At 62.2% G+C, this 26,832-nt stretch carries 24 protein-coding genes; 15 read left to right on the plus strand and 9 right to left on the minus strand.

The genetic code is table 11. The features are described from left to right. Positions 1-8 precede the first annotated feature (8 nt). The gene (locus J2X43_RS21200) at positions 9-971 is read left to right on the plus strand and encodes a 2-hydroxyacid dehydrogenase (protein ID WP_310296906.1); all 963 of its coding nucleotides are present in this window, start codon (positions 9-11) and stop codon (positions 969-971) included. Here the strand turns inward: J2X43_RS21200 and J2X43_RS21205 are convergent. Beyond that, positions 968-1,738, minus strand: coding sequence for a gamma-glutamyl-gamma-aminobutyrate hydrolase family protein (locus tag J2X43_RS21205; protein WP_112538061.1), 771 nt, complete (start codon positions 1,736-1,738; stop codon positions 968-970). The two genes, J2X43_RS21200 and J2X43_RS21205, sit on opposite strands and share 4 nt — an antisense overlap. 293 nt (positions 1,739-2,031) lie before the next feature. On the opposite strand from J2X43_RS21205, the gene J2X43_RS21210 reads away from it, so the two are divergent. After that, positions 2,032-3,138, plus strand: a complete 1,107-nt coding sequence (locus J2X43_RS21210) for a TRAP transporter substrate-binding protein (protein WP_112385590.1) — start codon at positions 2,032-2,034, stop codon at positions 3,136-3,138. 57 nt (positions 3,139-3,195) lie between these two features. Here J2X43_RS21210 and J2X43_RS21215 read toward each other — a convergent pair whose 3' ends face one another. Together J2X43_RS21215 and J2X43_RS21220 are read right to left on the minus strand one after the other, a co-directional pair. Next, a complete protein-coding gene (locus tag J2X43_RS21215) occupies positions 3,196-4,734 on the minus strand; it encodes a TRAP transporter large permease subunit (protein WP_310296910.1) in 1,539 nt (512 codons plus the stop codon). Positions 4,735-4,755: 21 nt separating this feature from the next. Further along, complete coding sequence (locus tag J2X43_RS21220) at positions 4,756-5,295, minus strand: TRAP transporter small permease subunit (protein WP_112385588.1); 540 nt, start codon at positions 5,293-5,295, stop codon at positions 4,756-4,758. Between the two features lie 321 nt (positions 5,296-5,616). Here J2X43_RS21220 and J2X43_RS21225 point away from each other — a divergent pair, with 321 nt between their 5' ends. From J2X43_RS21225 to J2X43_RS21250, 6 genes are all read left to right on the plus strand, one after another. Further along, on the plus strand, positions 5,617-7,914 hold the full coding sequence (locus J2X43_RS21225; protein WP_310296913.1) for an EAL domain-containing protein: 2,298 nt from the start codon (positions 5,617-5,619) through the stop codon (positions 7,912-7,914). A 143-nt stretch (positions 7,915-8,057) separates the two neighbouring features. Next, the gene (locus tag J2X43_RS21230) at positions 8,058-8,810 is read left to right on the plus strand and encodes an N-acyl amino acid synthase FeeM domain-containing protein (RefSeq protein WP_310296916.1); all 753 of its coding nucleotides are present in this window, start codon (positions 8,058-8,060) and stop codon (positions 8,808-8,810) included. Between the two features lie 178 nt (positions 8,811-8,988). Continuing rightward, positions 8,989-9,213 carry an aa3-type cytochrome c oxidase subunit IV gene (locus J2X43_RS21235; protein ID WP_112385585.1) on the plus strand — a complete coding sequence of 75 codons (225 nt, stop codon included), beginning with the start codon at positions 8,989-8,991 and terminating at the stop codon, positions 9,211-9,213. A gap of 96 nt (positions 9,214-9,309) precedes the next feature. Continuing rightward, positions 9,310-10,458, plus strand: coding sequence for a Re/Si-specific NAD(P)(+) transhydrogenase subunit alpha (locus J2X43_RS21240; protein WP_310296920.1), 1,149 nt, complete (start codon positions 9,310-9,312; stop codon positions 10,456-10,458). Then, the gene (locus J2X43_RS21245; protein ID WP_112385583.1) at positions 10,458-10,856 is read left to right on the plus strand and encodes a proton-translocating transhydrogenase family protein; all 399 of its coding nucleotides are present in this window, start codon (positions 10,458-10,460) and stop codon (positions 10,854-10,856) included. The genes J2X43_RS21240 and J2X43_RS21245 overlap by 1 nt, the downstream gene beginning before the upstream one ends. A 10-nt stretch (positions 10,857-10,866) precedes the next feature. Then, positions 10,867-12,261, plus strand: a complete 1,395-nt coding sequence (locus J2X43_RS21250; RefSeq protein ID WP_310296923.1) for an NAD(P)(+) transhydrogenase (Re/Si-specific) subunit beta — start codon at positions 10,867-10,869, stop codon at positions 12,259-12,261. Between the two features lie 117 nt (positions 12,262-12,378). On the opposite strand, the gene J2X43_RS21255 is transcribed toward J2X43_RS21250, so the two are convergent. From J2X43_RS21255 to rpsU, 5 genes are all read right to left on the minus strand, one after another. Next, positions 12,379-12,861 (minus strand): DUF992 domain-containing protein, encoded by a 483-nt coding sequence (locus J2X43_RS21255; protein ID WP_310296926.1) that lies wholly within the window; start codon positions 12,859-12,861, stop codon positions 12,379-12,381. A 62-nt stretch (positions 12,862-12,923) separates the two neighbouring features. Further along, positions 12,924-14,582: a sensor histidine kinase gene (locus tag J2X43_RS21260; protein WP_310296929.1), complete on the minus strand. Its 1,659-nt coding sequence runs from the start codon at positions 14,580-14,582 to the stop codon at positions 12,924-12,926. A gap of 210 nt (positions 14,583-14,792) precedes the next feature. After that, positions 14,793-15,857, minus strand: a complete 1,065-nt coding sequence (locus J2X43_RS21265; RefSeq protein ID WP_310296932.1) for an FAD-dependent oxidoreductase — start codon at positions 15,855-15,857, stop codon at positions 14,793-14,795. A 24-nt stretch (positions 15,858-15,881) separates the two neighbouring features. Further along, positions 15,882-16,754: a tetratricopeptide repeat protein gene (locus tag J2X43_RS21270; RefSeq protein WP_310296935.1), complete on the minus strand. Its 873-nt coding sequence runs from the start codon at positions 16,752-16,754 to the stop codon at positions 15,882-15,884. Between the two features lie 137 nt (positions 16,755-16,891). After that, complete coding sequence (gene rpsU / locus J2X43_RS21275; protein WP_003585885.1) at positions 16,892-17,104, minus strand: 30S ribosomal protein S21; 213 nt, start codon at positions 17,102-17,104, stop codon at positions 16,892-16,894. Positions 17,105-17,382: 278 nt separating this feature from the next. Between rpsU and J2X43_RS21280 the strand changes: the two genes are divergently transcribed. Beyond that, complete coding sequence (locus J2X43_RS21280; RefSeq protein WP_310297586.1) at positions 17,383-19,560, plus strand: adenylate/guanylate cyclase domain-containing protein; 2,178 nt, start codon at positions 17,383-17,385, stop codon at positions 19,558-19,560. On the opposite strand, the gene J2X43_RS21285 is transcribed toward J2X43_RS21280, so the two are convergent. After that, positions 19,557-20,606 (minus strand): FecR domain-containing protein, encoded by a 1,050-nt coding sequence (locus tag J2X43_RS21285; RefSeq protein ID WP_310296938.1) that lies wholly within the window; start codon positions 20,604-20,606, stop codon positions 19,557-19,559. The two genes, J2X43_RS21280 and J2X43_RS21285, sit on opposite strands and share 4 nt — an antisense overlap. Before the next feature lie 244 nt (positions 20,607-20,850). Between J2X43_RS21285 and J2X43_RS21290 the strand changes: the two genes are divergently transcribed. Genes J2X43_RS21290 through J2X43_RS21315 form a run of 6 tightly spaced genes read left to right on the plus strand, consistent with a single transcriptional unit; the run spans position 20,851 to position 26,820 of the window. Next, on the plus strand, positions 20,851-22,104 hold the full coding sequence (locus J2X43_RS21290; RefSeq protein ID WP_112516807.1) for a sarcosine oxidase subunit beta family protein: 1,254 nt from the start codon (positions 20,851-20,853) through the stop codon (positions 22,102-22,104). Next, the gene (locus tag J2X43_RS21295; protein WP_310296941.1) at positions 22,104-22,505 is read left to right on the plus strand and encodes a hypothetical protein; all 402 of its coding nucleotides are present in this window, start codon (positions 22,104-22,106) and stop codon (positions 22,503-22,505) included. The genes J2X43_RS21290 and J2X43_RS21295 overlap by 1 nt, the downstream gene beginning before the upstream one ends. 12 nt (positions 22,506-22,517) lie before the next feature. Then, positions 22,518-22,877 carry a sarcosine oxidase subunit delta gene (locus J2X43_RS21300; RefSeq protein ID WP_310296943.1) on the plus strand — a complete coding sequence of 120 codons (360 nt, stop codon included), beginning with the start codon at positions 22,518-22,520 and terminating at the stop codon, positions 22,875-22,877. Next, positions 22,874-25,867: a sarcosine oxidase subunit alpha gene (locus J2X43_RS21305; RefSeq protein ID WP_310296946.1), complete on the plus strand. Its 2,994-nt coding sequence runs from the start codon at positions 22,874-22,876 to the stop codon at positions 25,865-25,867. The genes J2X43_RS21300 and J2X43_RS21305 overlap by 4 nt, the downstream gene beginning before the upstream one ends. Continuing rightward, on the plus strand, positions 25,860-26,408 hold the full coding sequence (locus J2X43_RS21310; RefSeq protein ID WP_310296948.1) for a sarcosine oxidase subunit gamma: 549 nt from the start codon (positions 25,860-25,862) through the stop codon (positions 26,406-26,408). Before J2X43_RS21305 ends, J2X43_RS21310 begins: the two co-directional genes overlap by 8 nt. 13 nt (positions 26,409-26,421) lie before the next feature. Continuing rightward, positions 26,422-26,820 carry a VOC family protein gene (locus tag J2X43_RS21315; protein WP_310296951.1) on the plus strand — a complete coding sequence of 133 codons (399 nt, stop codon included), beginning with the start codon at positions 26,422-26,424 and terminating at the stop codon, positions 26,818-26,820. Positions 26,821-26,832 lie beyond the last annotated feature (12 nt).

The raw sequence follows: 26,832 nt of genomic DNA on the forward strand, positions 1-26,832 counted from the left end.
GAAAAGCCATGTCCCGCATCGCCATTCTCGTTCCCGGGAAGATACACGAACGCGTTCCCGCCAGGCTGCGGGAGCATTTCGAGCTGGTCACCGCCGAACGCGATGCGCATGGCGCGCTCGCGATCGATGCGGAGACGGCGGCGCGCATTCGCGGCGTGGCGGTATCGGGTTTGATCAAGGCTGAAGATATCGACCGGCTGCCTGCGGTCGAGGTGATCTCGAGCTTCGGTGTCGGTTATGATGGCGTCGATGTGAAACATGCGGCGTCGAAGAATATCGTCGTGACCAACACGCCCGACGTGCTGAACGACGAAGTCGCCGATACGGCGCTGGCGCTGCTTCTCAACACCGCCCGCGAATTCCCGCGCGCCGAAAACTGGTTGCGCGACGGCAACTGGAAGCCCGGCGTGAACTATCCGCTGTCGCGCTTTTCGCTAAAGGGCCGGCATGTCGGCATGTTCGGCCTTGGCCGCATCGGCCAGGAAATCGCCGCGCGGCTGGAGCCGTTCAAAGTCAAGATCAGCTACCATACACGCACGCGCAATCCTGATGTCGCCTACGACTATTACACGTCGCTGAAGGAGCTGGCGGTTGCCGTCGACACGCTGATCGCCATCGTTCCGAAGACGCCTTCGACGCACAAGATCATCGATGCCGACATCCTTTCAGCGCTTGGGGCCGACGGGATTTTCATCAATGTCGGCCGCGGCTGGAGTGTGGATGAGGAGGCGTTGTTCTCGGCGCTGAAGAGCCGCACGATCGGCGCAGCCGGTCTCGACGTCTTCTACGACGAGCCGAATGTGCCCGCCGGACTGATCGCGCTGCCGAACACCGTGCTGCTGCCGCATCTGGCCTCCGGTTCGGTGCCGACGCGCAATGCCATGGCCGATCTGGTAGCCGATAATCTGATCAGTTGGTTCCAGCAGGGGGCGCCGCTGACGCCGGTACCGGAAACGCCCGTCAAATCCTAGGCGATTGCCTTTGAGGCGGTCCGCGCGGCGACATAGTCGCGCACCGCATCGCCGAAAGCTTCGAAGATCTGGTTCGAGGGCTTGTCGGTTTCGGCCCAATACTCCGGATGCCATTGAACGCCGACGGCGAAGGCCTTGGCATCGATGACGGAGACGGCTTCGACCGTGCCGTCTTCGGCCAATGCCTCGACCTGCAGCCGCGGCGCCGTCTTGGCGATCGCTTGGCGGTGCAGCGAGTTTACCTGAACCTCGCCGGAACCGATGATCCCGGCGATGCAGGAGCCTTCCTTGACGAAGACGCTCTGGCGGATCGCATACATGCCGTCACGGTCGACGCCGTCTGGCTTGCGGTGATCCCAGATGCCCGGCTGTTCCTGGATCTCGCCGGCGAGAGAGCCGCCGAGCGCGACGTTCAGTTCCTGGATGCCGCGGCAGATGGCCAGCAGCGGGATGCCGCGGTCGATGGCGCGGCGGATCAGCGGCAGGCTGGTGGCATCGCGCGCCGGGTCGAACGGGCCGTCGCTTTCTTTCGCCTCGGCGCCGTAGAGCGAGGGGTGGACATTGCTCGCCGAGCCGGAAACCAGCACGCCATCGACACGGTCGAGCACGGCGTCGATATCATAGCCCTTCTCGAAAGCCGGAACGATCAGCGACATCACGCCGGCTGCGTTCAGTGCGGCGCGGACATATTGATGCTGGGCGGCGTGCCAGACGGCGCCATCGAGAGTTCGGATGTCGGCGGGAACGGCAACGATCGGCTTGGTCATGGTCTGTCCGGAAGATCTCTTGGTGATGTCTATTTGAGAGCCGAGAACGGCTTCAAAGTCAACTTCTCGGCGCAGTGGCTGGCCAAATTGGGGCAGTGGCCGATATCGGCCGCGAAGAATAGGCTAAACTGCTGATTTTGATGGAAAGGCCGGTCGCGCCGCATTGCTGCCGTGATGCCAAAGTCTCATAGACTAAAGCTTGAAACGCGAACGGCTGCATGCTTAGCTCGGCGCCATTGCGACGGGTAGGGAAGAGTTTAGCCGCGCATTGCCATCTATACGGGAGGTTTTTGATGGATCGTCGTTCATTTATCAAGAAGGCGGGTGCTACGGGGGCAGGCGCCGTCGCGGCTGGCGCATTGGCAGCACCGGCGATCGCGCAGGAAAATCCGAAAATCTCCTGGCGCATGACTTCTTCGTTTCCGAAGAGCCTGGATACGATCTTCGGCGGTGCCGATGATGTCGCCAAGCATGTTGCCGCTGCAACGGACGGCAACTTCCAGATCCAGACCTTTGCCGCGGCCGAAATCGTCCCGGCGCTCGAAGCGGCCGATGCTGTCAGCTCCGGCACGGTCGAAGCGGCGCACACCTGCTCCTATTATTTCGTCGGCAAGGATCCGACCTACGCTATCGGCACGGCGATCCCCTTCGGTCTCAACGGCCGCCTGACCAATGCCTGGTATTACGAAGGCAACGGCAACACGCTGATGAACGAATTCTACGCGACGCAGGGCATCTACGCGCTGCCCGCCGGCAATACCGGTGCCCAGATGGGTGGCTGGTTCCGCAAGGAAATCAACACGCTCGACGATCTCAAGGGCATCAAGATGCGTATCGCCGGCATCGCCGGTCAGGTCATGTCCAAGGTCGGCGTCATCCCGCAGCAGATCGGCGGCGGCGACATCTATCCGGCGCTGGAAAAGGGCACGATCGATGCGGCTGAATTCGTCGGCCCCTATGACGATCTGAAGCTCGGCCTGCACAAAGTGGCGAAATATTACTACTATCCGGGTTGGTGGGAAGGTGGCCCGACGGTCCACGCCTTCTTCAACCTCGAAAAGTGGAACAGCCTGCCGAAGCACTATCAGGCAGCACTGACCGATGCCTGCGCTTACGCCAACACCAACATGATGGCGAAGTACGACATGAAGAACCCGGGCTCGCTGAAACAGCTCGTCGCCGAAGGCGCGACGCTGCGTCCGTTCAGCCAGGAAATCATGGAAGCCTGCTTCCAGGCGTCGATGGACCTCTACAAGGACCTGTCGTCGAAGAACCAGTATTTCAAGAAGATCTATGAGGATCAGGCCGCGTTCAAGCGTGATGCCTATCTCTGGATGCAGCTCTCGGAATACACTTTCGACACGTTCATGATGATCCAGCAGCGCGCCGGCAAGCTGTAAGCCTTCAGCCGAGACAAATAAGGAAAGCCCCGGATTTCTCCGGGGCTTTTTGTTTGCTTACTTGATGACAGGCGGCTGGCTGAGGTCGGGCTGCGCCGGTGCTGCCGGGGCAGGGACTGCTGGCGGTTGGCCGGGGGTGCCCAATGGCGGCAGGGTGAGGCCCGGAATTTGCGGCGATGCGCCACCGGGAGCGCCCATCGGTGGCAGGCCGAGCTGGCCGCCGAAGCCGGGCACTTCGATCTTGATGGTGTTCGGGTCGACCTGCGGACCCTTGTCCAGCCAGTAGGTGACCGACTGTGGCCAGAAGATAATGATCGCCACCAGGATCAGCTGCATGCCGACCCAGGGGATCGCGCCCATGTAGATGTCCTTGGTCTTTACGTCCCTGCTGGCGATCGAGCGCAGATAGAAGAGCGCGAAGCCGAACGGCGGGTGCATGAAGCTCGTTTGCATGTTGACGCAGATCAAGACGCCGAACCAGATCAGGTCGATGCCGAGGCTGTGGGCCACCGGCGCCAGCATCGGGATGACGATGAAGGCGATCTCGAAGAAATCGAGGAAGAAGGCGAGGATGAAGATGAAGATGTTGACGAAGATCAGGAAGCCGACAGGACCGCCCGGAATGCCCGACAGCATGTGCTCGATCCAGCGCGAACCGTCCATTCCCTGGAAGACGAGGCTGAAGCATGTCGAGCCGATCAGGATCATCACCACCATCGAGGTGATGTGCATGGTCGAGGTCATCGCCTCGCGGATCAGCGGCCAGGTCAGCCGGCGGTGCAGGGCGGCAAGCGCAATGGCGCCGACGACGCCGAGGGCGCCGGCTTCTGTCGGGGTGGCGAGTCCCATGAAGATGGTGCCGAGCACCAGGAATATCAGGACGATCGACGGGATCATACCCCAGAGAACGGTGGCGAGCAGCTTCCAGTCGAAATCACCGCGAACCTCCTTCGGCAGTGGCGGCATCGACTTCGGGTTGATGATCGACAGGATCAGAATGTAGCCGACGAAGATCGCCACCTGCAGGATCGAGGGCCCGATGGCGCCGAGATACATGTCGCCTACCGAGCGTCCGAGCTGGTCGGCGAGGACCACGAGGACCAGCGAGGGCGGAATGACCTGGGTGATCGTGCCGGAGGCGGCGATGACGCCGGTCGCAAGCCGCGGGCTGTAGCCGTAGCGCAGCATGATCGGCAGCGAGATGACGCCCATGGTGATGACGGAAGCCGCGACCGTGCCGGTGATGGCGCCAAGCACGGCGCCGACCAGAATGACGGCATAGGCAAGACCGCCCGGGATGGCGCCGAACAGCTTGCCGGTGCCTTCGAGAAGGTCTTCCGCCAGCCCGCATCGCTCGAGCACGGCGCCCATCAGCGTGAAGAACGGGATGGCAAGCAGCAGGTCATTGGAAACGATGCCGAAGAAGCGCAACGGTAGGGCTTGCAGGAACACTTCGCTGAAATGGCCGGTGATAATGCCGATGATGCCGAAAAACAGGCCGACAGCGGCCAGCGAGAAGGCGACCGGAAAGCCATAAAGCATGAAAATGATCATGCCGACGAACATGGCGGGCGGAATGATACCGTAATCGAACACGTGCTTTCTCCCCCGGATGTCTTACTGCAGCGGCTTTTCGTATTTCGTGTCGATCTGGATACTGCCGGCGAGTGCCGCGATCCTCTTGATCAGCTCCGAAATGCCCTGAAGGCTGAGAAGCGTGAAGCCGGCAAACAGCATGAACTTCACCGGCCAGCGGATCAGGCCGCCCGCATTGGCGGAGACTTCGCCCTGTTGGAACGAATGCATGAAATAGGGCCAGCAAAGAATGGAAAGGAAGATGCAGGCCGGGATCAGGAAGACGATGAGGCCGATGATATCGATCCAGAGCCGCGCGCGATCCGAGACCGAGCCGTAGATTAGATCGACGCGCACATGCTCGTTGTTCCGCAGCGTGTGGGCGGCGCCGAGCACGACGACATAGGCGAAGAGATACCATTGGATCTCCAGCCAGCCATTCGAGCTGTAATTGAACGTGTAGCGGACGATGGCATTGCCTGCGCTGATCAGGCAGCAGAAGAGCACCATGTAGTCTGCAATCTTGCCGATGACTTGGCTGAATCGATCGATCAGCCGGCTGACACTCAACAGAGCCGCCATCTCTTCTCCCCGTATTGCCTTTGCGGCAAGTTCTCCTCGTTGGAATTTGTGTAAACGAGGGTTCCCTAAAATGAAAGATGAAATGGCCCGTCTAGGAGTTTAGTCGTAGGCGCCATGGTTGTGGCCGCTGAGGGCTCGCCGGTATGCGGCCGATGCTGGCCCTAATATAAGTCAAGAATAATGCATCTCCCGGATGTGTATTCGCACTCCGTTTTTGAAATACGCCCCGGAGTTTTAGAAAAACCAGCCAAATACATAGGGTTCATGCAATCAAATTTTAAAGGGTTCTGAGTATCGTGCCCGCGCACAGGGAAAATATGGATGAAGCCACATAACCCGAACCGGGTCCCGAAGGATGTGTACCTGTCGTTCGTGAGTTCCCTCTTCGGGAACCGCATGACGCTTGTGGCCGGTGTCGTGGTTCATGCTGTCGCTTTCGCCGCAGTGGCGGCAAAAGCCGATGCCCCGCTTTATTATCTGCTGGCGCTCGCATTTCTCATCATTTTCGCCGGACGCATGTTCAGCTTCCGCCAGTTCGACAAGCTGGACAAGCAATTGCTGACCCGCGCCGATATCGAGCGCTGGGAGACGATCTACGTCGCCGGAGCGACCTCGACTGCCGCCATTCTCGGCATCGGCAGCGGCTACGCCATTTTCATCCTCAAGGAGCCCTTCGCCGAACTCGCCTGCATCGCTGTGACGATGGCGTCGATGGTATCGGTGGTCGGGCGCAACTATGGTTCTCAGCGGGCGATCGACCTGCAAACGCTTGCCTGCTGCCTGCCGATGATCGTCTGCAGCCTGATGGCGCTGGATTTCTATCGCGCTATCCTGTCGGCCTTTCTCATTCCTTTCGGCCTGACGACGCGGGCGATGGCAAACGGTGTGCGCGAGTTTCTCTACGAGAATGTCATCGCCCACCGGCAGATCTCGCTGATTGCCGACCGGTTCGACACGGCGCTCAATAACATGCCGCATGGCCTTGTGATGGTCGATCCCGGCAACCGGATCCAGGTGATCAACCGCAAGGCCTGTGAGCTCCTGAAGATCGGCGACCCTGACAGACTGAAGGATCGGGATCTCGGTGCGGTGCTGCGCTATGGCGCCCGCTACAGTTTCATGGATTCCTCGCAACCCGATCTCATTCTGCGCCAGCTGTCGCAGGTGGCGGAAGGCAGCATGTCGCGGGTGCTGATCCACTTGCCCGAGGATTTGTCGCTGGAGTTCTCGGCCAAGCGGCGCGTCGATGGCGGCGCAGTGCTGATCTTCGAGGATGTGTCGAGCCGGGTGAAGGCGGAGCAGAAGATCCTGCACATGGTCCGCTTCGATGCACTGAGCGGCCTGCCGAACCGCGAATATTTCGGCCAGCTCGTGCAGGATTATCTTGGCCGCCATCCGCGCCGCAAAGGCCCGCTCGGCTTCATGGTCATCGATATCGACGAGTTCAAGCATGTCAACGACATGCGCGGCCACATCACCGGCGACAAGCTGCTCTGTGCCATTGCCGAGCGGGTGAAGGAGAAGGCCGGAAGCGCGATCGTCGGGCGCCTGATGGGCGACCAGTTTGTGATCTTCTTCCCGCATGCCAAGAGCCGGGACGCGCTCGAAGGCGAAATGCGGGGCGTGCACGCCGCAATCCAGGGGCACTACGAGGCCGACGAGGTGACTTTCCTCATCTCGCTCAGCGCTGGTTATGCGGTGCTGGAAGGCAACACGTTCGCAATGGATGAGTGGAGCATCAAGGCCGATCTGGCGCTGTTCGAGAGAAAGTCGCGCGGACGTGGCGGTATCGCAGGCTTCGAGCACGAGATGGATGGCCGCTATGTCGAGCAGCAGAAGCTGAAGGCCGATCTTCGCGATGCCGTGACGGCGGGCGCGTTGAACGCCGTCTACCAGCCGATGTACAAGACCGACGGAACGCGGATCGAATGCGCCGAGGCGCTGGCGCGCTGGGTGCATCCCGAACGGGGTTCGATCCCGCCCGATGTGTTCATCCGGCTTGCCGAGGAGATGGGCATCATCTCCGATATCACCCGCTTCATCCTGCTGCGCGCCTGCGCCGACTGCATGACCTGGCCGGAGCATATCGCCGTCTCCGTCAATCTTTCGGCGCGTGATCTGCGCGACAACGATATTCTATCGCTGGTCTCCGAGGCGCTGTCGCGAACCGGTCTGCCACCCGCGCGCCTGCATCTGGAAGTGACCGAAAGCTGCCTGATCGACGAGCCGGCGGCGGTGCGCGCCATCCTTGCGGAACTGCGTTCGCGCGGCATCACCATCGCCATCGACGATTTCGGCACCGGGTTCTCCAGCCTCAGTTATCTCGACACGCTGCCGCTCGATATCGTCAAGATCGACCGTTCCTTCGTGCGCAACATCGTGCAGGATACCCGCAGGCTGAAGCTGCTGCGTGGCACGGTCAATCTGGCGCGCGAGCTTGGTTTGAAGATCGTTGTCGAGGGTGTCGAGACGGCAGATCAGCTTGCCATCCTCAACAAGCAGCGCAGCGCCGATCTGATCCAGGGCTACGTCTTCTCGCAGCCTGTTCCATCGCAGAACATCGGCATTCTTTCCGCGAATCTGCGCCCCGCGTCCCGCCGCAAGACCGGCGCCGCCTGATTTCCCCTCAGAATTCAGGGGTATAGCGGCCGTATTCCGGGTGACCGTTAACCTTAACGATTCAAATGTGATTAACATTGTCTGCAATCATTGCGCGAGAACGGGCGGTATGCTTAATGATCCGTTAACGAGCGGTGAGCACGATGGCAGACGGTTTTTCGACGACCAGCGATTTCAGCAGGAAGCTGATGGAAATACTCGACCACGTCGAGTACCGGCGCATTGAAAGCACCGAGGACATGGAAGACGTGGAGCGCCTGCGCTTCCGAGCCTATAAGGCGCGCGAAGTGCTGCCGGTCGCGGCCACCACGCTGATCGATGACGTCGATTTCGACCGTCAAGCCTATGTTTTCGGGCTGTATTATTATGAAGAACTGGTCAGCACGATCCGCATTCATCACGTGACGCCCGATCATCGCGTGTCGCAGTCGGGCGGCATCTTTCCTGGCGAAATGGATGCCTTTCTCGATGCCGGAATGACGCTGATCGATCCGGCCCGGTTTGCGGCCGACCCCGAAGCGGCCGCTGAGCTTCCCTGGCTGCCTTATCTGACACTGCGCCCGAACATCGTTGCGGCTGCGCATTTCCGCGCCGACCGCGTATTGCAGCATGTGCGCCCGGCCCATGCTGCCTTCTACAAGCGGGTTTTCTACGCCGATACCGTCGTCGCGTCGCGGATGGCCGATATCTACGGCTTCGACCTGACGCTGATGGCAACCAATGTACTCGAAGTCGGACGCAAGCTGCTGACGCGCTATCCGTTCTTCATGTCGAGCGCCAGCGAGCAGCGCATGATGTTCGGCCGGGTCGCGGATCACGGGCCGCCGGCGCTGACCATCATCCCAACGGCGCGCTTCGTGCCCGAGGGCGAGCTTGGCACCGATCTGCCGCTCTGAGGCTATGGCGCAAGAAAGCCGTTTCCGCGTACTGCATGCGGCATTGTCATGCATTGCGCTTTCCCGAAGCTTTGTGTAAGCCCTGAACAGGGATTGATCCGCTGCAAGCGCTGCTGATCATGGCATTCAGGCGGTCTGCCGCACTGTGCGGACCGGGCATTTGAGGGAGACGATATTCATGGCCGAACATCACACCGGACCCGTCGAAGTTGGCGCGCCGATGGACTACAAGGAACATGAGGCCACTTACAATACGTTCATCGCTGCCGCAAAGTACGGCACGATGTTCCTCGTCGCCCTGCTGCTCGGTATGACGGCTGGTTTTTTCACCGGTGGCGGCCTGCTCGGCGGCATCCTGGTTTTCCTTATCATTCTCGTCGCCGGTCTGGTCCTGCTGCGTTGATCGCGACAGGGAGGGGCGATTTTCCAAAGATTTTCTGACGCTTGGCCATAAGCGGGGAGACCCGCGGCGGTCTGGCTGACCCGGAGGAGGGGGCAGTTGGGCACTATCGTATTCGTCGCGCGTGAAGCGGCGGACTTGGAGACGCGCGTATCGGCGTCGCCCGAGACCGTCAAGAAGATGAAGGGCCTCGGCTTCGACGTGATCGTCGAGGCGGGGGCGGGTGGCCTGTCACGTATCCCGGACGGGGAATTCGAGGTTGCCGGTGCCAGGATCGGCACGGCTGCCGATGCCGCTTCGGCCGACGTTGTCCTGAAGGTACGCCGCCCGGCTGCGGCCGAGATTGCCGGATACAAGAGCGGTGCCGTGGTCATCGCCATCATGGATCCCTACGGCCATGACGAGGCGATTGCCGGCATGGCAAGTGCCGGGCTTTCCGCCTTCGCCATGGAACTGATGCCGCGCATCACCCGCGCCCAGTCGATGGACGTTCTTTCCTCCCAGGCCAATCTCGCCGGTTATCAGGCTGTCATCGAGGCAGCTGCGGTCTATGACCGCGCCATGCCGATGATGATGACGGCCGCAGGCACGGTGCCGGCTGCCAAGGTCTTCGTCATGGGCGCCGGTGTTGCCGGTCTGCAGGCGATCGCCACGGCGCGCCGTCTGGGTGCCGCGGTTTCGGCCACCGACGTTCGCCCGGCCGCCAAGGAACAGGTCGCCTCGCTCGGCGCCAAGTTCATCGCCGTCGAGGACGACGAGTTCAAGGCTGCTGAGACGGCTGGCGGTTACGCCAAGGAAATGTCGAAAGAATACCAGGCGAAGCAGGCAGCACTGGTTGCCGAACATATCGCCAAGCAGGACATCGTCATCACCACGGCGCTGATCCCCGGCCGTCCGGCACCGCGCCTCGTGACGCGCGAGATGCTGAAGGCGATGAAGCCCGGCGCCATCGCCGTCGATCTCGCGATCGAACGCGGCGGCAATATCGAGGGTGCTTTGGCCGATCAGGTGGCCGAGGTCGAAGGCGTCAAGGTCATCGGCTATGCCAACATGGCAGGCCGTGTCGCGTCCAGCGCCTCTGCGCTCTATGCCAAGAACCTCCTGACGTTCCTGGAGACCATGGTCAACAAGGACACGAAGACGGTGGTCATCAATCTCGACGACGAGCTGATCAAGGCGACGATGCTGACTTATGCCGGCGATGTCGTGCATCCGGCATTCGGCGGCGCCAAGAAGGGGGATAACTGATGGCCAGCGAAGCAATGGACAAGGCCCTCGAGCAGCTCGACCAGGCCGTCACGGCCGTGGCAACGGCTGCGGCGCACGCCCCTGAGGTCGCCAGTGCTGCGACAGGCGGGGCGATCGATCCCTTCGTCTTCCAGCTGGCGATCTTCGTGCTGGCGATCTTCGTCGGCTACTACGTCGTCTGGTCGGTGACGCCGGCGCTGCACACGCCGCTGATGGCGGTGACCAACGCCATCTCCTCGGTCATCGTCGTCGGCGCACTGCTCGCGGTCGGCATCTCGGCCAGCGGTCTGGCAACCGGTTTCGGCTTTGTCGCGCTGGTTCTCGTCTCGGTCAATATCTTCGGCGGCTTCCTCGTCACGCAGCGCATGCTGGCGATGTACCGCAAGAAGGACAAGTGAGGCCGGACGCATGACCAATATCGCAGCTTTCCTCTACCTCGTCTCCGGCGTGCTGTTCATCCTGGCGCTCCGCGGTCTTTCCCATCCGGCCACCAGCCGCAAGGGCAATCTCTACGGCATGATCGGCATGGGGATCGCCATCCTCACGACGCTGGTGCTGGCCACACCGTCCTTCATCGGCTTCGTCCTGATCGTGCTCGGTCTGGCGATCGGCGGGGGCGCAGGTGCTTATATCGCCCGCGTCATTCCGATGACCTCGATGCCGCAGCTGGTTGCAGGCTTCCACTCGCTGGTCGGCCTTGCCGCCGTGCTGGTTGCAGCATCGGCACTCTATACGCCGCTCTCCTTCGGCATCGGCGATATCGGCTCGATCCATACCGAAGCGCGTGTCGAGATGGCGATCGGCGCGGCGATTGGCGCGCTGACCTTCACCGGCTCGATCATCGCCTTCCTGAAACTCGACGGGCGGATGTCGGGCAAACCGATCATGCTGCCGTTCCGCCACGTCATCAACGCCGCGCTGCTGGTGCTGATCGTCTTCTTCATCATCGGTCTCGCGGTCACCGAAAGCCATTTCGATTTCTGGGCGATCATCGTGCTGGCGCTGGCGCTCGGCGTGCTGCTGATCGTGCCGATCGGCGGCGCCGACATGCCCGTCGTCGTCTCGATGCTCAATTCCTATTCGGGCTGGGCGGCTGCCGGCATCGGCTTCACGCTCGGCAATCTGGCGCTGATCATCACCGGCGCGCTGGTCGGCTCGTCGGGTGCGATCCTCTCCTACATCATGTGCAAGGGCATGAACCGCTCCTTCATCTCGGTCATTCTCGGCGGCTTCGGCGGCGAGACATCGGGCGGTGCGGCCGACAATTCCGACAAGACGGTCAAGCTCGGCTCAGCCGAGGACGCGGCCTATCTGATGGCCAATGCCTCGAAGGTGATCATCGTGCCGGGCTACGGCATGGCGGTGGCACAGGCCCAGCATGCGCTGCGCGAACTGGCCGACAATCTCAAGAAGGCTGGTGTCGAGGTCAAGTACGCGATCCATCCGGTCGCGGGCCGCATGCCCGGCCATATGAACGTGCTGCTTGCCGAAGCCAATGTTCCCTATGACGAGGTCTTCGAGCTCGAGGACATCAATTCGGAATTCGCCCAGGCCGACGTTGCCTATGTCATCGGCGCCAACGACGTCACCAACCCGGCGGCGCGCGACGACAAGACCTCGCCGATCTACGGCATGCCGATCCTCGACGTCGACAAGGCCAAGACCTGCATCTTCGTCAAGCGCTCGCTCGGCTCCGGCTATGCCGGCATCGACAACACGCTGTTCTACAAGGACGGCACGATGATGCTGCTCGGCGATGCCAAGAAGGTCACCGAAGAGATCAACAAGTCCATCGGGCATTGATTGGTTTGAACGCTACTGTGCGGAAAGAGCCCGGTTTCGCCGGGCTCTTTGCTTTTGTAGCCCAGGCACAGAAAAGGCCTGCCGCGGCAAGCCTTTTCCTCGCCGCTGACCCCTTGATCAGGTAGCAGCGGGCGCCAGCGTCATTTTCTCCACACCGACAGCGAGATTGAGCCCCTCTTGGGCTTGGACGTTCAGCGGCTGCAGCATGAAGGATTGGTTGGTGCCACCGGCGATCACCTTCGCGCCGGCCCCAGCGCCGAAGCTGGCATCGGCGCCGACGCCGTAATATTCGCCGGCAAGCGCGAATTGCGGGAAGTCTGTGCCGGTCTTGGCCAGCACCTGCCAGATCATCACGCTGTTGCCGGTTTGGCCGATATCGATGCCGTATTTTTCGATCTTGCCTGCGTAAACGGCCTTCGCGCCGCCGCCTGCCGGCGTGTAGGTGCAGATCAGGTTCTTCTCGGACTTGATGATGAGACCCTGACCGCCGTCCGAACCGCACACGAGGCGGCCGAGGCTGACATAGTCGGCAGCTGCCGCCGGTGTGGCGCAGGCTGCAGCGGTCAGCGCGGCGGCTGCGATCATCGCTTGCTTGAACATGGTCCTTCTCCTTTGGATGACCTGTTCGAAACGGGCGGCGCTTTTGATTGTTCCCGCCGGCTCTAATCGCGGGCCAGCGTGCTGCGCGTTGCCGTCAGCACCCAGAGCAGGCCCTCCGCCAGGTAATCGACCTGAACGGTGCCGCGGAAGGCCGCTGCCGCATGCATCTTGATGACCGTCGTGCCGAATCCGGAGCGCTCCGGCGCTTTCACCGCCGGTCCGCTCAGTTCCCGCCAGATGAACCGCAGCATCGGTTCCGTCTGGTTTTCCACTTCGACCTCCTGCCATGAGAAGGTCACGCGTCCCTCGGGGATCGATAGGGCGCCGTATTTCACCGAGTTGGTCGCCAGTTCATGCAGCGTCAGGCCGAGATTCTGGACTGCCTCGGGCTTCAGCATGAAGTCCTTGCCGATGATCTCGATCTGCTCGACGGCCTGCGGGAAGGCGTCGAGATGGATATCCACCACTCGCCGCAGCGAGGCGCCGGCCCATTGTTCGCTGGTCAGGAGCTCGATCGACCGCACCAAGCCATCCAACCGCTCGGCAACGGCTGCCTGGAAACCCTCGACGCTGTCGGCCTGCTTCGCAAGCTGGCGCATCATCGCCTGGGCCAGCGTTAGCAGGTTCTTGGTGCGATGAACCAGCTCGTTCATGACGAAATGCAGGCGGTCCTCGGTCTGGCTGCGATCAAAGGAGGCGTTGGACAGCGCCACGGCCACCTGGTTGGCTTCGACGACGCTAGTGTCGATCGGCGCGACGATGTGGCCCTCGCCCATGCGATTTGCCATCTCGGCGATATCGCGGATTGTCGTGCGGACCTGACGGGCCACGGCATAGGCGGCGAAAACGGCGACGGCGAGGAGGGCAATGCCGCCGATGATCAGAAAGCGCCAGGTAGTCAGGATGGATGCCTGCGCTGTGGAGATCGGCCCCCAGATTACCGTCTTCCATGACCAGCCGGGGATCTGCGCGTAGCCGAGCAACTGGTCGGGCAAAATCTTGCGGTCCTCGAAGACGCCGCGGGACGCGATGAGCGAAGGCAGGATGCGGGGGTCGAAGGCGGTGCCGGGCTCGATGGCGAAGGGCCCGCCCGAGGCGACGACGTGCCCGGACTGGTCGATGACGGCGGCCGACCATCCGGCCGCAAGGCCTTCCGGCTGCAGCATCTTCGCCAGGTCCTTGGCGTTCTGGGTGATGATCAGCGCCGCTGCGTTGCCGGTCTGGACCGGCATGGTCACGTTGTAGACCCACTCGCCGCTGGTGCTGCCCTGGAAAACGTTGGAGGCCTCGATCCGGCCGCTATCCATGGCGTATTTGAGCGCCGTGAGATTGCTCATCTTGCCGAGCTGCGTGCCGAAATCGCGACGGGTATTCAGCAGCTGCTGGCCGTCCTTGTCGGTGGCGATGACATAAAGCGTATCGCCGCGCAGCGCCGTTTCGGTGCGCTGGTGGAAGGATGCGTAATCGCTGTGCTCAAGCTCAGGCGAGGTGGCGAGCAGGCGGAGCGTGGTGGCCATGTCCTGCAATTGCCGGTCGACGGAGCGAGAAAGCGCAAGCGCATCCTGGGCTGTCTCGCGGCGCAGCGTGTCGCGCTGGTTGTCCTCGAGCTGCAGCAGCAGAAGCGTCACGAAGGCGAAGATCGGCACGGCGATGGCGACGGCCATCGCAACCAGATAGGTGCCGATCGTGGCCTTTGGAAACATGCGGGAACGCAGGCTCATCGGCAGGCTCTTCCACCTGACCGGCACAGACGGAATCCGGAACTTTTTCCAACAGATAGGAAAGCAGAAAACTGCATTGCCGCCATCGCCCTGAACGCGTTCTGATTCCCGATAGCCTGCTATCGATGCGGGGTCATGTTAGGGGGTGGGGGATGGGGTTGCAACCTCCTAAATGAAGGTGACGGGCTTTGTCGCATTTCGTACCAACGCTCACGCAAAACGCGCCAAGCGGAACGGCTCAAGGTCGCTTTCGGTCTCGCCGGAGAGAATTTCCTCTGCGGCCAACAGACCGGCCAGCGGTGCCAAGGTCACGCCCGAATGCATGACCGCCACATAGAGCCCAGGGCAACCGCCGTTGCCGATGATCGGAAAGCCGTCCTTCGGCGTCGGACGGTAGCCGACGGTGAAGAGTTCCATGGTCAGGTTCTCGCTGCTTGCGAGATTGGCCTTCACCTTGGCGAACAATGTGGCGGCGGTCGATTTGTGATCCGCGCCAGGCTCGCTGCCGCCGAAGTCGCTGCCGGCGATGATGCGGCCCTCGGCGGTCTGGCGCATGTGGAGCTCGGGCGCGATGACCAGGCCGTTCAGGCGCTTTTCGAATGGCCGGGAATGAACGATCAATCCTGCAGGTGCATCGATCGGCAGCGTGATCCCTGCCGAAGCTGCAATCGGGACAGCGCCTGCTCCGGCGGCCAGAACGACGTGGTTGGCCTCAACGATGCCTGTCGACGTGACGACGCCGGCAATGCCTTCACCACGCCGCAGAAGACCGCGCACGGCGGCGGTGACGAATTTTGCGCCGCGCGCCCCGGCATCGGCCAGCATCAGGCGGGCAGCGGCGACCGGCTCGACGGCGCCTTCTTCGGCAATGTGGAGCGCGGTCTCGGGCAGCTGTGTCAGGAAGGGTTCGCGCGCGGCGATCCCGGCTTTGCCGATTCGCTCGATGCCATAGCCCCATTGCGTATGCTGGGTCTCGTAGGCGCGCAGCTCGTCTTCAGGCAGATCCCAGCATATGCCGCCACACCAGGCAAGCGGCAGGCCGGGTAGTTCGGTGGCCAGACGCTTCCACTCTGTCATCGAGCGGCGGCGGAAGCGGAAATAGAATTCGGGATTGCCCCAGCTGGCATTGATCCAGCCGAAAGAATTGGGAGTTGCAACACCGCCGGTATCTTCGGCGATCACGGTGACTTCGGCGCCGTCGCGGGCGAGATGCCAGGCGATGGAGGCGCCGATGATGCCGGCACCGGCGACGATCACATGCTGTTTCGCCGCCATGGTGCCGTCTCCAATGCTTCAGGATCAGCCGTTGCTGCTGGGAGCGCCGAGCCGGGCCATGCCGTCTCGCGCCGGCTGGTATTTCGGGTCGAGGCCGACAGCGTGGCGATAGCTGCGCATCGCCTTGTCCTTGTCGCCGCGGCGTTCGTAGACCAGCGCCTGGTTGGCCCAGGATTCGGCAACGTTGCCGTTGAGCTCGATCGCATGATTGAAATCGGCAAACGCGTTGTCGTCGTCGTTCAGCGCGATGTAGGAGATGCCGCGGCCGTTATACGGCTCGGGCGAATTCGGAGAAAGCGAGATCGCCTTCGAGAAGTCGTCGATCGCCTTGTCCTGCTGATTGCGCTTCTGGAAGATCAGGCCGCGATTGTGATAGGCGCGCCCGTCGGTGGTGCCGAGCTGGATCGCCTTGGAGAAGTCGTTGAAAGCCGGATCGTCCTGGCCGGCCTGACGGTAGACATTGCCGCGGCCGATATAGGCGACATCGTAGTTCGGGTTGATCTGCAGCGCGGCATTGTAGTCGCCGATTGCCTGCTGCTGCTGGCCCATGTTGCGGTATACCAGCGCGCGGTTGGCATAGGCCTGATAGAAGCGCGGGTTGATCTGCAGGGCCGTGTTGAAGTCGTTCAGTGCAGCCTTGAACTGGCCGGCGCGGCCATAGGCCGAACCACGGACGTTGTAGCCTTCCGGATCGCGTGGATTAGCGTTGATGACCGAAGTCAACGAGGCGATGTTCCCTTCCGAGCCCTGGGCCTTGTCGATGCGGATTACGGCATCGGAGGTGTTTTCGGTCTGGCAGCCGGCAAGACCGACCGCGGCAAGAACCGCCAACATCGGCAGCAGCGGCGCCTTGGGCGCGCGCAAGGACCGGGACGAAGAGAACAAGAAATCAGCCATTCGTGCGCTTTCCCCATGCGTCATGTCCGAGGGCGAACGGACATGCGATCTTCAGCGGCAAATTAAAAAGGCGGCGGCGACACCAATCGCCCCCGCCAACATGCATCTGAAAACGTCGAAATAACGACGGACACGCCTTAGCGTGCAACCAGACCTTCGCGCTGTGCCCGCTTGCGAGCCAGCTTGCGAACGCGGCGAACGGCTTCAGCCTTTTCGCGAGCGCGCTTCTGCGACGGCTTTTCGTAGTAATCGCGCATCTTCATTTCGCGGAAAATACCTTCGCGCTGCATCTTCTTTTTGAGAGCGCGGAGAGCCTGGTCAACATTGTTATCGCGGACGAGTACCTGCACGAGAATCACGTTCCTTTGGTTTTGGTTGCGCCATGAGGCGACGCAGCGCCAGAGGCAAAAACATAACGTTCGCGCGGCGAGAGCCTTGCGATTGGTGATGCGGGATATCAGATCGCTTTCTGGAAGTCCAGCCGGGATGTGGACTGGTGTGGAAAAAATGGCGGATAGAGCCGCCAGCCACACCACCTACCCATCCATAAGGGCGAGTGGCCATCTGCGCCAAAGCGTCGTAAGTTCGCTGCCGCCGCGTGGCTCCATCTCAAGAGCGCTGCATGTTCATGACGCGTACGCAGCAAATCGGCGTTCTCATCGGTCTGTTGATCGTCGCGGCGCTGACGGCCCTTCGGGCGGGCGACCCTTCGCTGCTGCGGCAGGCGCGGGATGTCACTTTCGATGAGTATCAGCGGATCGCGCCGCGGCCATTCGAGCCGGTGCCTGTGCACGTGATCGATATCGACGAGGCGTCGCTCAAGGACTTCGGGCAATGGCCCTGGCCGCGCGACCGGCTCGCGCATCTGGTCGAGCGTCTTTCCGAAATGGGTGCCGCCGCGATCGCTTTCGACATGCTGTTTGCCGAGCCGGACCGGCTTTCACCGCGGGCGATCGCCGCGGACGCCGAAGGCATCGACCCGGCCGTTATCGCGAAATTGCCCGACAACGACCAGATCTTCGCCGCTTCGATCGCTTCCAGGCCCGTCGTGCTCGGCTTCGGTCTTTCCAACGAAGGTGACTACCGTCCGCCGGTGAAGGCTGGTTTTGCCTTTACCGGTGAAGATCCGGCGGCGGCACTTCCGCATCTTGCGGCGGCAACGCCGCTTCGGCCGGGGCTGGAGAAGAATGCCGCCGGGATCGGCCACATCAGCCTCAATCCGGGCAATCCTTCGCCGGTGGTGAGGGCCGTCCCGCTGTTCCTCAGCGATGGCAGCCAGTTCTATCCCAATCTCGCCATGGAAGCGTTGCGGGTGGCGCAGGGCGCATCGACCTATGTGCTGGCCGGGGCTCCTGGGGTTACCGGGGTGATGACGTCGGCGAAGATCGGTGATTTCGTCGTGCCGGTGACGGCCGCAGGCGAACTCTGGCTTTACGTCACGCCCGACAGAGCAGAACGCTATATCTCCGCGCGGCTGATCCTCGATGGCACCGGGCCGCCAGCCGCCGTCGCCGAGGCGATTAACGGCAGCATTCTCTTCATCGGCACATCTGCCGCCGGCCTGCAGGATATCCGCACCACGGCACTCGGAGAAAATGTGCCGGGCGTCTCGCTGCATGCGCAGACGGTGGAGCAGATCCTCTCTGGTCACTTCCTGTCGCGGCCGGATTGGGCTGACGGGTTGGAGATCCTGGCGATCGCCGTACTCGGGACGCTGCTGGTATTCATAACCACCTTCGTCAGCCCGGCCGTTGCGCTCGCCTGCGGGCTGGCGATCACGGCGCTGGCGCTGGTCGCGTCCTGGTTCTGCTTCTCGGCGCTCGGCCTGCTGCTTGATCCTCTGGCGCCGATTCTCGGCGGCTCGATCACGCATTTCGCGGCGACATCGTTCCGTATTCTCGTCATCGACCGGGAGAGGCGGGAGGTGCGCCGCGCCTTCGGTCATTATCTCTCGCCGTCGCTGCTTTATAGAATAGAGCACACGCGTGATGCGCTGCGCCTCGGTGGCGACGACCGGGAGCTGACCGTGATGTTCGTCGATGTCCGCGACTTCACGGAGATCAGCGAGCGGCTTCCGCCGACCGCTGTCGTCCACTTTCTGAATACGCTGCTCGATGCCCTGAGCCATCATGTCATCGCAAATGAAGGCACGCTCGACAAGTTCATCGGTGATTCGATCATGGCCTTCTGGAATGCGCCCGTCGATGTCGCCGACCACGAGGCGAAGGCGGTGCGTGCGGCGCTGGCGATGCGCGAGACGCTGGCCCGGCTGAACGCCGACGATGCCTTCGGTTTCGGCCCTGATCAGAAAGTCGGGATAGGCATCGGCATCCACACCGGTGTCGCCTGCGTCGGCAACATGGGGGCGGAAACGCGTTTCAACTATTCGGCAGTCGGCGACGCGGTCAATGTCGCGGCGCGTATCGAATCCTCCTGCAAGGAGGTCGGTTTCGACATTCTGATTTCGGAGGAAACCGCCAAGCGCCAGCGCGAGATGGCGCTGCTGGAGGCTGGCGCGGTGGGGCTGAAGGGGAAAAGCACGCGGACCGAACTCTTCGCCGTCGTCGGCGGCCCGACGCTTGCCGGGTCGGCCGAGTTCACCGAATTGCGTCTGCTGCATGCGGAACTGCTCTCGGCGTTACGGAGCCGCTCGCCAGCGCTCCGGCGGATCGCCGGCGCGATCAGGCTGAAAGCCAGGGCCGTGTCGCCGCATCTGCCGGATTTCTACCGCAAGCTCGCCCGCCGTGCCGATCATTTCCGTGATGCGCCACCGGCGCCGCATAAACGGCAGATCATCCAATCCTAACGGCCGCGGCTCCAGTTGCCGCGATCCCTTCCGTCCCGGTTGCCGCCCCTGTCACCGCGATCGCCATCATGGTCGCGGGTACCGTGTCCGCGGCCGTGACCGTGATCATCGCCGCCGTGATCGTGACCACCCGGGCTATTCGGTCGATCCGGCCTATCGGGTCTGTCTGGCCGATCTGGCCGATCCGGTCTGTCGGGTCTGTCCGGCCGGTGCGGTTTGTCAGGCTTGTCCGGTTTGTGGGGCCTATCCGGCTTGTCCGGCTTATGGGGCTTGTGAGGCTTATCCGGTTTTGACGGTTTCTCCGGTGGAACCGGCGGAGGCGGTGGCGGCGGCGCCAGGCGGGGAGCGGGGGCCACCGGGTCGCGCCGGTCCTGCAATGCGGCGCTCATGCCGCAGCTGGTGCCCAGCATGCCCGAGAGACGCTGACTGCCGGACAGAAACGGAAGGGCGCGATTGGTGCCGAGCGTCTGCAGCACGCTGCGATCGACATGCTTGACGTCGGTCATGCCGCCGCTGCGATCGGCGATCACGCAGTCGCAGCGCCGCGTCAGCTGCCGGCAGCCGCCAGGTCCGCAGAATTGCGCCGCGCCGTTCAGAAGCACGACAGCCGTTGTACCATCCGGACCGACGAAGAAATCGAAGGCGGTGCCCCTGACGCCGATCGTTCCGGCAGGGGTTAGGATCTGGTAGGCCGAGGACTTGGAGCTGCCGCTGATCCAGCGGAAGGTGCCTTTTGCAGCCTTGATGCTGAGACGCTTCACGGAATCGCTGTCGTCGAAGACATAGCGGTCGATGACGACGGATGAGCCCCAGCCGACAGCAAGTTTCGTTCCGTCGCGGAAGACGAACTGCCCCAGGCCCGATTGCGAGGTGCGGATGCGATCGTCGCGATAGACGGCGGAGTTGACTTCGAGTGGCCCCTGTTCGCCGGTCACTGCGGTCTTGATCTCCACAGCTTCGCCCACGGCTTCTGCCGCCGCGGCCGTTACCGGGATCAATGACGCAAAACCGAGTGCCGCAATTGCGGCACATCGCAAAAACCACATGAAATATCCCTCACATATATGGATATTAGCATGTGCTTCGCCGCGCGGTCTGCCTGCCCTCTTGGGTTAACCCCAGGCAGGGACTGCATTTACGCGCAACTGGATGGTGTCAGGCACGCGGCACGATCTTGCGCATGTCAAACAAAAGCCGTTCCACGTCGCAAAAGAAACGTTGTGCCGCTTTTGGATTTGCGATTTGTATGGCCACGAAGAAGAATGCCTGTCCCTAAGGAGATGATGGCGGATGCGGAAATACTCGGTCTTTGCCGTTGCGAGAGAAGCCCTCCGAGCCCACAAGGGTTGGGAAAAGCAGTGGACTTCTCCGGAGCCGCGGTCGGAATACGACGTCATCATCATCGGCGGTGGTGGCCATGGTCTCGGCGCCGCCTATTATCTCGCCAAGGAGCACGGCATTACCAATGTCGCGGTGCTCGAGAAGGGCTGGCTCGGCGGCGGCAATACCGGCCGCAACACGACCATCATCCGCTCGAACTATCTCTATGAAGAGAGCATGCACATCTACGAGCATTCGATGAAGCTCTGGGAGAACCTCTCCCAGGACCTCAACTACAATGTGATGTATTCGCCGCGCGGCGTGATGATGCTCTCGCACAATGTTCACGACCAGCAGTCCTTCAAGCGGCACATTCACGCGAACCGCCTCTACGGCATCGATAATGAGTGGCTGACGCCGGAGCAGGCCAAGGCCTACTGCCCGCCGCTCGATATTTCGGCGAGCGCCCGCTACCCGATCAACGGCGCCGCCCTGCAGCGCCGCGGCGGTACGGCGCGTCACGATGCGGTTGCCTGGGGCTATGCGCGCGCCGCCTCGGACCGCGGCGTCCACATCATCCAGAATTGCGAAGTCACCGGCATCCGCCGCGGTCCTGATGGCCGTGTCACCGGTGTCGAGACGAACCGTGGCTACATCGGCGCGAAGAAGATCGGTGTATCCGCCGCCGGTCACTCCACCGTCGTCATGAACATGGCCGACGTGCGCGTGCCGCTGCAATCGAGCCCGCTTCAGGCCTTGGTGTCCGAGCCGCTGAAGCCGATCTTCCCCTGTGTCGTCATGTCCAACACCGTGCATGCCTATATTTCGCAGTCGGACAAGGGCGAGCTGGTCATCGGTGCCGGTACGGACCAGTACAATTCCTACTCGCAGACCGGTGGTCTGCAGATCATCACCCATACGCTGGATGCCATCTGTGAACTCTTCCCGATGTTCCGCCGCGTCAAGATGATGCGCCAGTGGGGCGGTATCGTCGACAACACGCCGGATCGTTCGGCGATCCAGTCGAAGACGCCGGTACCGGGGCTCTACGTCAACTGCGGCTGGGGTACGGGCGGCTTCAAGGCGACGCCGGGTTCGGCGAACCTCTTTGCGCATCTTATTGCTCGCGACGAGGCGCATAAGTTCAATGCCGGGCTGACGCTTGACCGCTTCCGGACCGGCCGCCTCATCGACGAGGCAGCGGCTGCCGCCGTGGCGCACTGATGATTGCGGAAGTCCTCCTTTCGGCGGGACTTGTCATGGGGGCGGTGCCCGCTGGCAATGTCGTGCCGGAAACCGGGGATTTCCGGCTTCAGAAGATAGAGCGGGCAGGGGGCGAAAAGGATTGGCGCTTTGTGGCGGATAGCGGAATGCTGGCCTGCGCCTTCGTTTTCCACCAGCCGGCGGTCTATTTCCTGCCGTCGGAGGGCGGTTCGAAAGACAGGGCTTGCGTGATCGACACGGACTTATACGGAATGGCTTTCGCGAATATCGGCATAACGGATGTGTTGAAGCCCTACGAGAATTTCGAGCAGCTGCTCAAACGGATCGGCCCCTATGTCGCGCTTGGCAGGCGGCTTTGCAATCAACCTCCCGGAACCATCGTTTCCGGATCGGAACTCTAAGACAGGTATCACATGCTACTGATCTACTGCCCTTACTGTCAGGAAGAGCGCTCCGAGCTCGAATTCCGCGGCGCCGGCGATGCGCATATCGCCCGCCCAACCGACATCGCGTCGATCTCCGACGAGGCGTTTGAAGAGTATTTCTTCCTGCGCAACAATCCGAAGGGGCTGATCTTCGAGCGCTGGCGGCACATGAACGGTTGCGGCCGCTTCTTCAATGCGGCGCGCGACACGATCAGCGACAAATTCATCAAGACGTACAAGGCAGGCGAGCCGAAGCCTGAGATCGGCGCTGCCGCCGTTCCGCACGCCCCCGTCGAAACCTATGAAGCCGTGGTTGTCGAAGACAACCGAGATGGAGACGCAAAATGAGCGGCGCGAACCGTATTGCAGGCAAGGGGCGTCTGACGCCAGCCAAGACCGCCCGCTTCACCTTCGACGGCAAGAGCTACACGGCGCTTGAGGGCGACACTGTCGCTTCGGCGCTGATTGCCAATGGCGTGCATCTGGTCGGTCGTTCCTTCAAGTACCACCGTCCGCGCGGCATCCTGTCTGCCGGTGCGGAAGAGCCGAATGCGCTGATCGACGTTGCGCGTGACAGTGCCCGCAAGCAGCCGAACGTGCGCGCCACGGTTCAGGAAGTCTTCGACGGCATGATCGTCAAGTCGCAGAACCGCTTCCCGTCGCTCGCCTTCGATATCGGCGGCGTCAACAATCTGATGTCGCCGTTCTTCGCGGCCGGTTTCTACTACAAGACCTTCATGTGGCCGAAAGCTGCCTGGAAGCATGTCTACGAGCCGATGATCCGCCGGGCTGCCGGTCTGGGTGTCGCGCCGGCCGAAGCCGATCCCGATCACTATGCCAGCCGCTACGCGCATTGCGACGTGCTGGTCGCCGGTGCCGGCGTTGCCGGTCTTTCGGCAGCTCTTGCTGCGGCCGAAGCCGGCGCAAGCGTCATCCTCTGCGATGAGCAGGCGGATGTCGGCGGCGCGCTGCGTTATGACAGCGGCGTCAGGATCGATGGCGTCGATGGCTATACCTGGGCGCAGCAGACGGCTGCCAAGCTCCGGGCGATGGACAATGTCCAGGTGCTGACCCGCACGACCGCCTTCGGCTACTACAACCACAATTTCGTGGCACTTGCCGAGCGCGTTACCGACCACGTTTCCAACCCCGGCCGCGAATTGCCGCGCGAGCGCCTCTGGCAGGTGCGTGCCAAGCGGGTTATCCTCGCCAATGGTGCGATCGAGCGCCACATGGTGTTCCCGAACAACGACCGCCCGGGCATCATGCTGGCATCTGCCGCGCGCATGTATCTCAACCAGTACGGCGTGGCCGTCGGTGCGAAGGTCGGCGTCTATACCGCGCATGACTCGGCCTATGAGGCTGCCTTCGATCTGAAGCGCGCCGGTGTTGCGATCGCGGCGATCGTTGATTGCCGCCCGCAGCCGGGTGCCGCGGTTCTGGCCGAAGCCCGTTCGCTCGGCATCGAGGTGCTGGCAGGCCATGCGGTGCTCGATACCGCCGGCAAGCTGCGCGTCTCCTCGATGACCGTTGCCCGCAATGGCGGCAGTTCGCCGCGCAAGATCGCCATCGACGCGCTGCTGGTGTCCGCCGGCTGGACGCCCTCGGTGCATCTGTTCTCGCAGTCTCGCGGCAAGGTGAAGTTCGACGTGGAGACCGAGCGGTTCCTGCCGGGCACCTATGCGCAGGAATGCCTCTCAGTCGGCGCCTGCAACGGCACCGACGATCTGCAGCAGACGATCGAAGAATCGCTTGCCGCCGGTGAACTGATGGCGCAGGCGTCCGGCAAGCAGGGCAGCGGCAAGATCAGCATCGCTGCCGAGCAGGCCTTCCAGTGGACCGGCGGAATGATCGGCGCTGCCGAAGGTGCCGGACCCGATACCAGCGCCAAGGCCTTCATCGATTTCCAGCACGACGTTTGCGCCAAGGACATCCGCCTTGCCGTTCGCGAAGGCATGCATTCGATCGAGCATATCAAGCGCTTCACGACGAATGGCATGGCATCCGACCAGGGCAAGCTGTCCAACATGCACGGTCTGGCGATTGCAGCCGAAATGCTGGGCAAGGATATCCCGCAGGTCGGCCTCACCACCTTCCGTGCGCCCTATACGCCCGTCACCTACGGTACGCTGATCGCGCATTCGCGTGGCGAGCTGTTCGACCCTACGCGCAAGACGCCGCTTCACCAGTGGGAAGAGGCACAAGGTGCGGTGTTCGAGGATGTCGGCAACTGGAAGCGCGCCTGGTTCTATCCGCGCGCTGGCGAGACCATGCATCAGGCCGTCTCGCGCGAATGCAAGACGGCGCGTGAGGTCGCGGGCCTATTCGACGCTTCGACCCTCGGCAAGATCGAAGTCGTCGGCCCTGACGCCGCCCAGTTCATGAACCTGATGTATACCAACGCCTGGGATACGCTGAAGCCCGGCAAGTGCCGCTATGGCATCATGACCCGCGAAGACGGCTTCGTTTATGACGACGGCGTCGTCGGCCGCCTGAGCGAGGATCGCTTCCATGTGACGACGACGACGGGCGGCGCGCCGCGCGTTCTCAACCATATGGAAGACTACCTGCAGACGGAATTCCCGCATCTGAACGTCTGGCTGACCTCGGTCACCGAACAGTGGGCGGTCATTGCGGTTCAGGGCCCGAAGGCACGCGAGATCATCGCTCCGCTCGTCGAGGGCGTCGATATCTCCAACGAAGCCTTCCCGCATATGAGCGTTGCCGAGTGCAAGGTCATGGGCGTTCCGGCACGTCTGTTCCGCGTTTCGTTCACCGGTGAGGCTGGTTTCGAAATCAACGTTCCTGCCGATTACGGTCAGGCCGTGCTCGAAGCCGTCTGGGCCAATGCAGAGCCGCTCGGCGCCTGCGCCTACGGTACGGAAACCATGCACGTGCTGCGCGCCGAAAAGGGATACATCATCGTCGGCCAGGACACCGATGGCACTGTTACCCCTGACGATGCAGGTCTTTCCTGGGCGGTTTCCAAGAAGAAGACCGATTTCGTCGGCATCCGCGGCCTGAAGCGTATCGACCTCACGAAGGAAGGCCGCAAGCAGCTGGTCGGTCTCGTGACCAAGGATCCGAACGTTGTTCTCGAGGAAGGTGCGCAGGTCGTTGCCAATCCGAACGAACCGAAGCCGATGACCATGCTCGGGCATGTCACCTCGTCCTACTGGTCGGAAAATTGCGGCCGCTCGATCGCCTTCGCGCTCGTTGCCGGCGGCAGGGCGCGGATGGGCGAGACGCTCTACATACCGATGCCCGATAAGACCATTGCCGTCGAGGTGACGGATATGGTGTTCTTTGACAAGGAAGGAGGCCGGATCAATGGCTGAGACCGCAATTCGTAGATCCGTTCTCGCCGGCCGTCATGGCGGCTCCTCGGCCGTCCGGCTGACTTCGGCTGCGCCCGCAACGCGGGTGGCGCTACGCGCGCCGCAGGCTTCGCTACAGGCGCTGACGGCAGCGCTTGGCGTCACCATCCCGAACGCGCCGAAGACATCCGGCCGTTCCGGTGGACGCTCGGTGCTGTGGATCGGCCCGGACGAATGGCTGGTCATCGACGAAAGCGGTGCCGACCTGATGGCCGCTCTGTCCGGTGTCTCTGAGATGCATTCGGCAACCGACGTCTCGCACCGCAATGTCGGCATTATCGTCTCGGGTCCGGGTGCCGAGCTGGCTCTCGCCTCCGGCTGCCCTCAGGACCTGTCGCTCGCAACCTTCCCTGTTGGAGCCTGCTCGCGCACCATCTTCGGCAAGGCCGAAATCATCCTCTTCCGCACGGAAGACGATACGTTCCGTGTCGAATGCTGGCGCTCTTTTGCGACCTTTGTCTTCGGTCTTCTCAGCGAAGGTGCCGAGGACGCTGGGCACTAGGGGCGGATTGCCGATGCTGCATCATATCTCCCTCGGCGTCTCGGACATCGAACGTTCGGCGGCATTTTATGATGCTGTGCTTCAGCCGCTCGGCTACGTTCGGGTTTGGGAAGATCTCCGGCCGGGGGAGGCCGGGCAGGCAGTTGGCTACGGTGTGCCGGGTGGTGGCGACAAGCTGGCGCTGAAGCATGTCTCTGAACGGCAGCGTTCTCCTGGTCCAGGCTTCCACCTGGCGGTTGCAGCACCCGATCGCAACGCCGTCGCGCTATTTCACGCGGCGGCCTTGGCGAACGGAGGCAGCGACAATGGACGCCCTGGCCTCAGACCCGACTATGGCGAGCATTACTATGCAGCCTTTATCGTCGACCCTGATGGCCATCATCTGGAAGCTGTATTGAATTCAGCTGAGTAAGAGCCGCGCCGG

This window comes from Rhizobium sp. BE258 (genome assembly GCF_031457345.1).
In the GTDB taxonomy this organism is placed as follows: domain Bacteria; phylum Pseudomonadota; class Alphaproteobacteria; order Rhizobiales; family Rhizobiaceae; genus Rhizobium.

Coding starts and splice junctions, on each gene's coding strand:
- J2X43_RS21290 (WP_112516807.1), top strand. CDS start 20,851: ATGCGGAAATACTCGGTCTTTGCCGTTGCGAGAGAAGCCCTCCGAGCC.
- J2X43_RS21305 (WP_310296946.1), top strand. CDS start 22,874: ATGAGCGGCGCGAACCGTATTGCAGGCAAGGGGCGTCTGACGCCAGCC.
- J2X43_RS21220 (WP_112385588.1), bottom strand. CDS start 5,295: ATGGCGGCTCTGTTGAGTGTCAGCCGGCTGATCGATCGATTCAGCCAA.
- J2X43_RS21310 (WP_310296948.1), top strand. CDS start 25,860: ATGGCTGAGACCGCAATTCGTAGATCCGTTCTCGCCGGCCGTCATGGC.
- J2X43_RS21285 (WP_310296938.1), bottom strand. CDS start 20,606: ATGTGGTTTTTGCGATGTGCCGCAATTGCGGCACTCGGTTTTGCGTCA.
- J2X43_RS21210 (WP_112385590.1), top strand. CDS start 2,032: ATGGATCGTCGTTCATTTATCAAGAAGGCGGGTGCTACGGGGGCAGGC.
- J2X43_RS21255 (WP_310296926.1), bottom strand. CDS start 12,861: ATGTTCAAGCAAGCGATGATCGCAGCCGCCGCGCTGACCGCTGCAGCC.
- J2X43_RS21200 (WP_310296906.1), top strand. CDS start 9: ATGTCCCGCATCGCCATTCTCGTTCCCGGGAAGATACACGAACGCGTT.
- J2X43_RS21265 (WP_310296932.1), bottom strand. CDS start 15,857: ATGGCGGCGAAACAGCATGTGATCGTCGCCGGTGCCGGCATCATCGGC.
- J2X43_RS21300 (WP_310296943.1), top strand. CDS start 22,518: ATGCTACTGATCTACTGCCCTTACTGTCAGGAAGAGCGCTCCGAGCTC.
- J2X43_RS21315 (WP_310296951.1), top strand. CDS start 26,422: ATGCTGCATCATATCTCCCTCGGCGTCTCGGACATCGAACGTTCGGCG.
- J2X43_RS21295 (WP_310296941.1), top strand. CDS start 22,104: ATGATTGCGGAAGTCCTCCTTTCGGCGGGACTTGTCATGGGGGCGGTG.
- J2X43_RS21245 (WP_112385583.1), top strand. CDS start 10,458: ATGGCCAGCGAAGCAATGGACAAGGCCCTCGAGCAGCTCGACCAGGCC.
- J2X43_RS21230 (WP_310296916.1), top strand. CDS start 8,058: ATGGCAGACGGTTTTTCGACGACCAGCGATTTCAGCAGGAAGCTGATG.
- J2X43_RS21280 (WP_310297586.1), top strand. CDS start 17,383: ATGACGCGTACGCAGCAAATCGGCGTTCTCATCGGTCTGTTGATCGTC.
- J2X43_RS21225 (WP_310296913.1), top strand. CDS start 5,617: ATGAAGCCACATAACCCGAACCGGGTCCCGAAGGATGTGTACCTGTCG.
- J2X43_RS21270 (WP_310296935.1), bottom strand. CDS start 16,754: ATGGCTGATTTCTTGTTCTCTTCGTCCCGGTCCTTGCGCGCGCCCAAG.
- J2X43_RS21205 (WP_112538061.1), bottom strand. CDS start 1,738: ATGACCAAGCCGATCGTTGCCGTTCCCGCCGACATCCGAACTCTCGAT.
- J2X43_RS21250 (WP_310296923.1), top strand. CDS start 10,867: ATGACCAATATCGCAGCTTTCCTCTACCTCGTCTCCGGCGTGCTGTTC.
- J2X43_RS21235 (WP_112385585.1), top strand. CDS start 8,989: ATGGCCGAACATCACACCGGACCCGTCGAAGTTGGCGCGCCGATGGAC.
- J2X43_RS21260 (WP_310296929.1), bottom strand. CDS start 14,582: ATGAGCCTGCGTTCCCGCATGTTTCCAAAGGCCACGATCGGCACCTAT.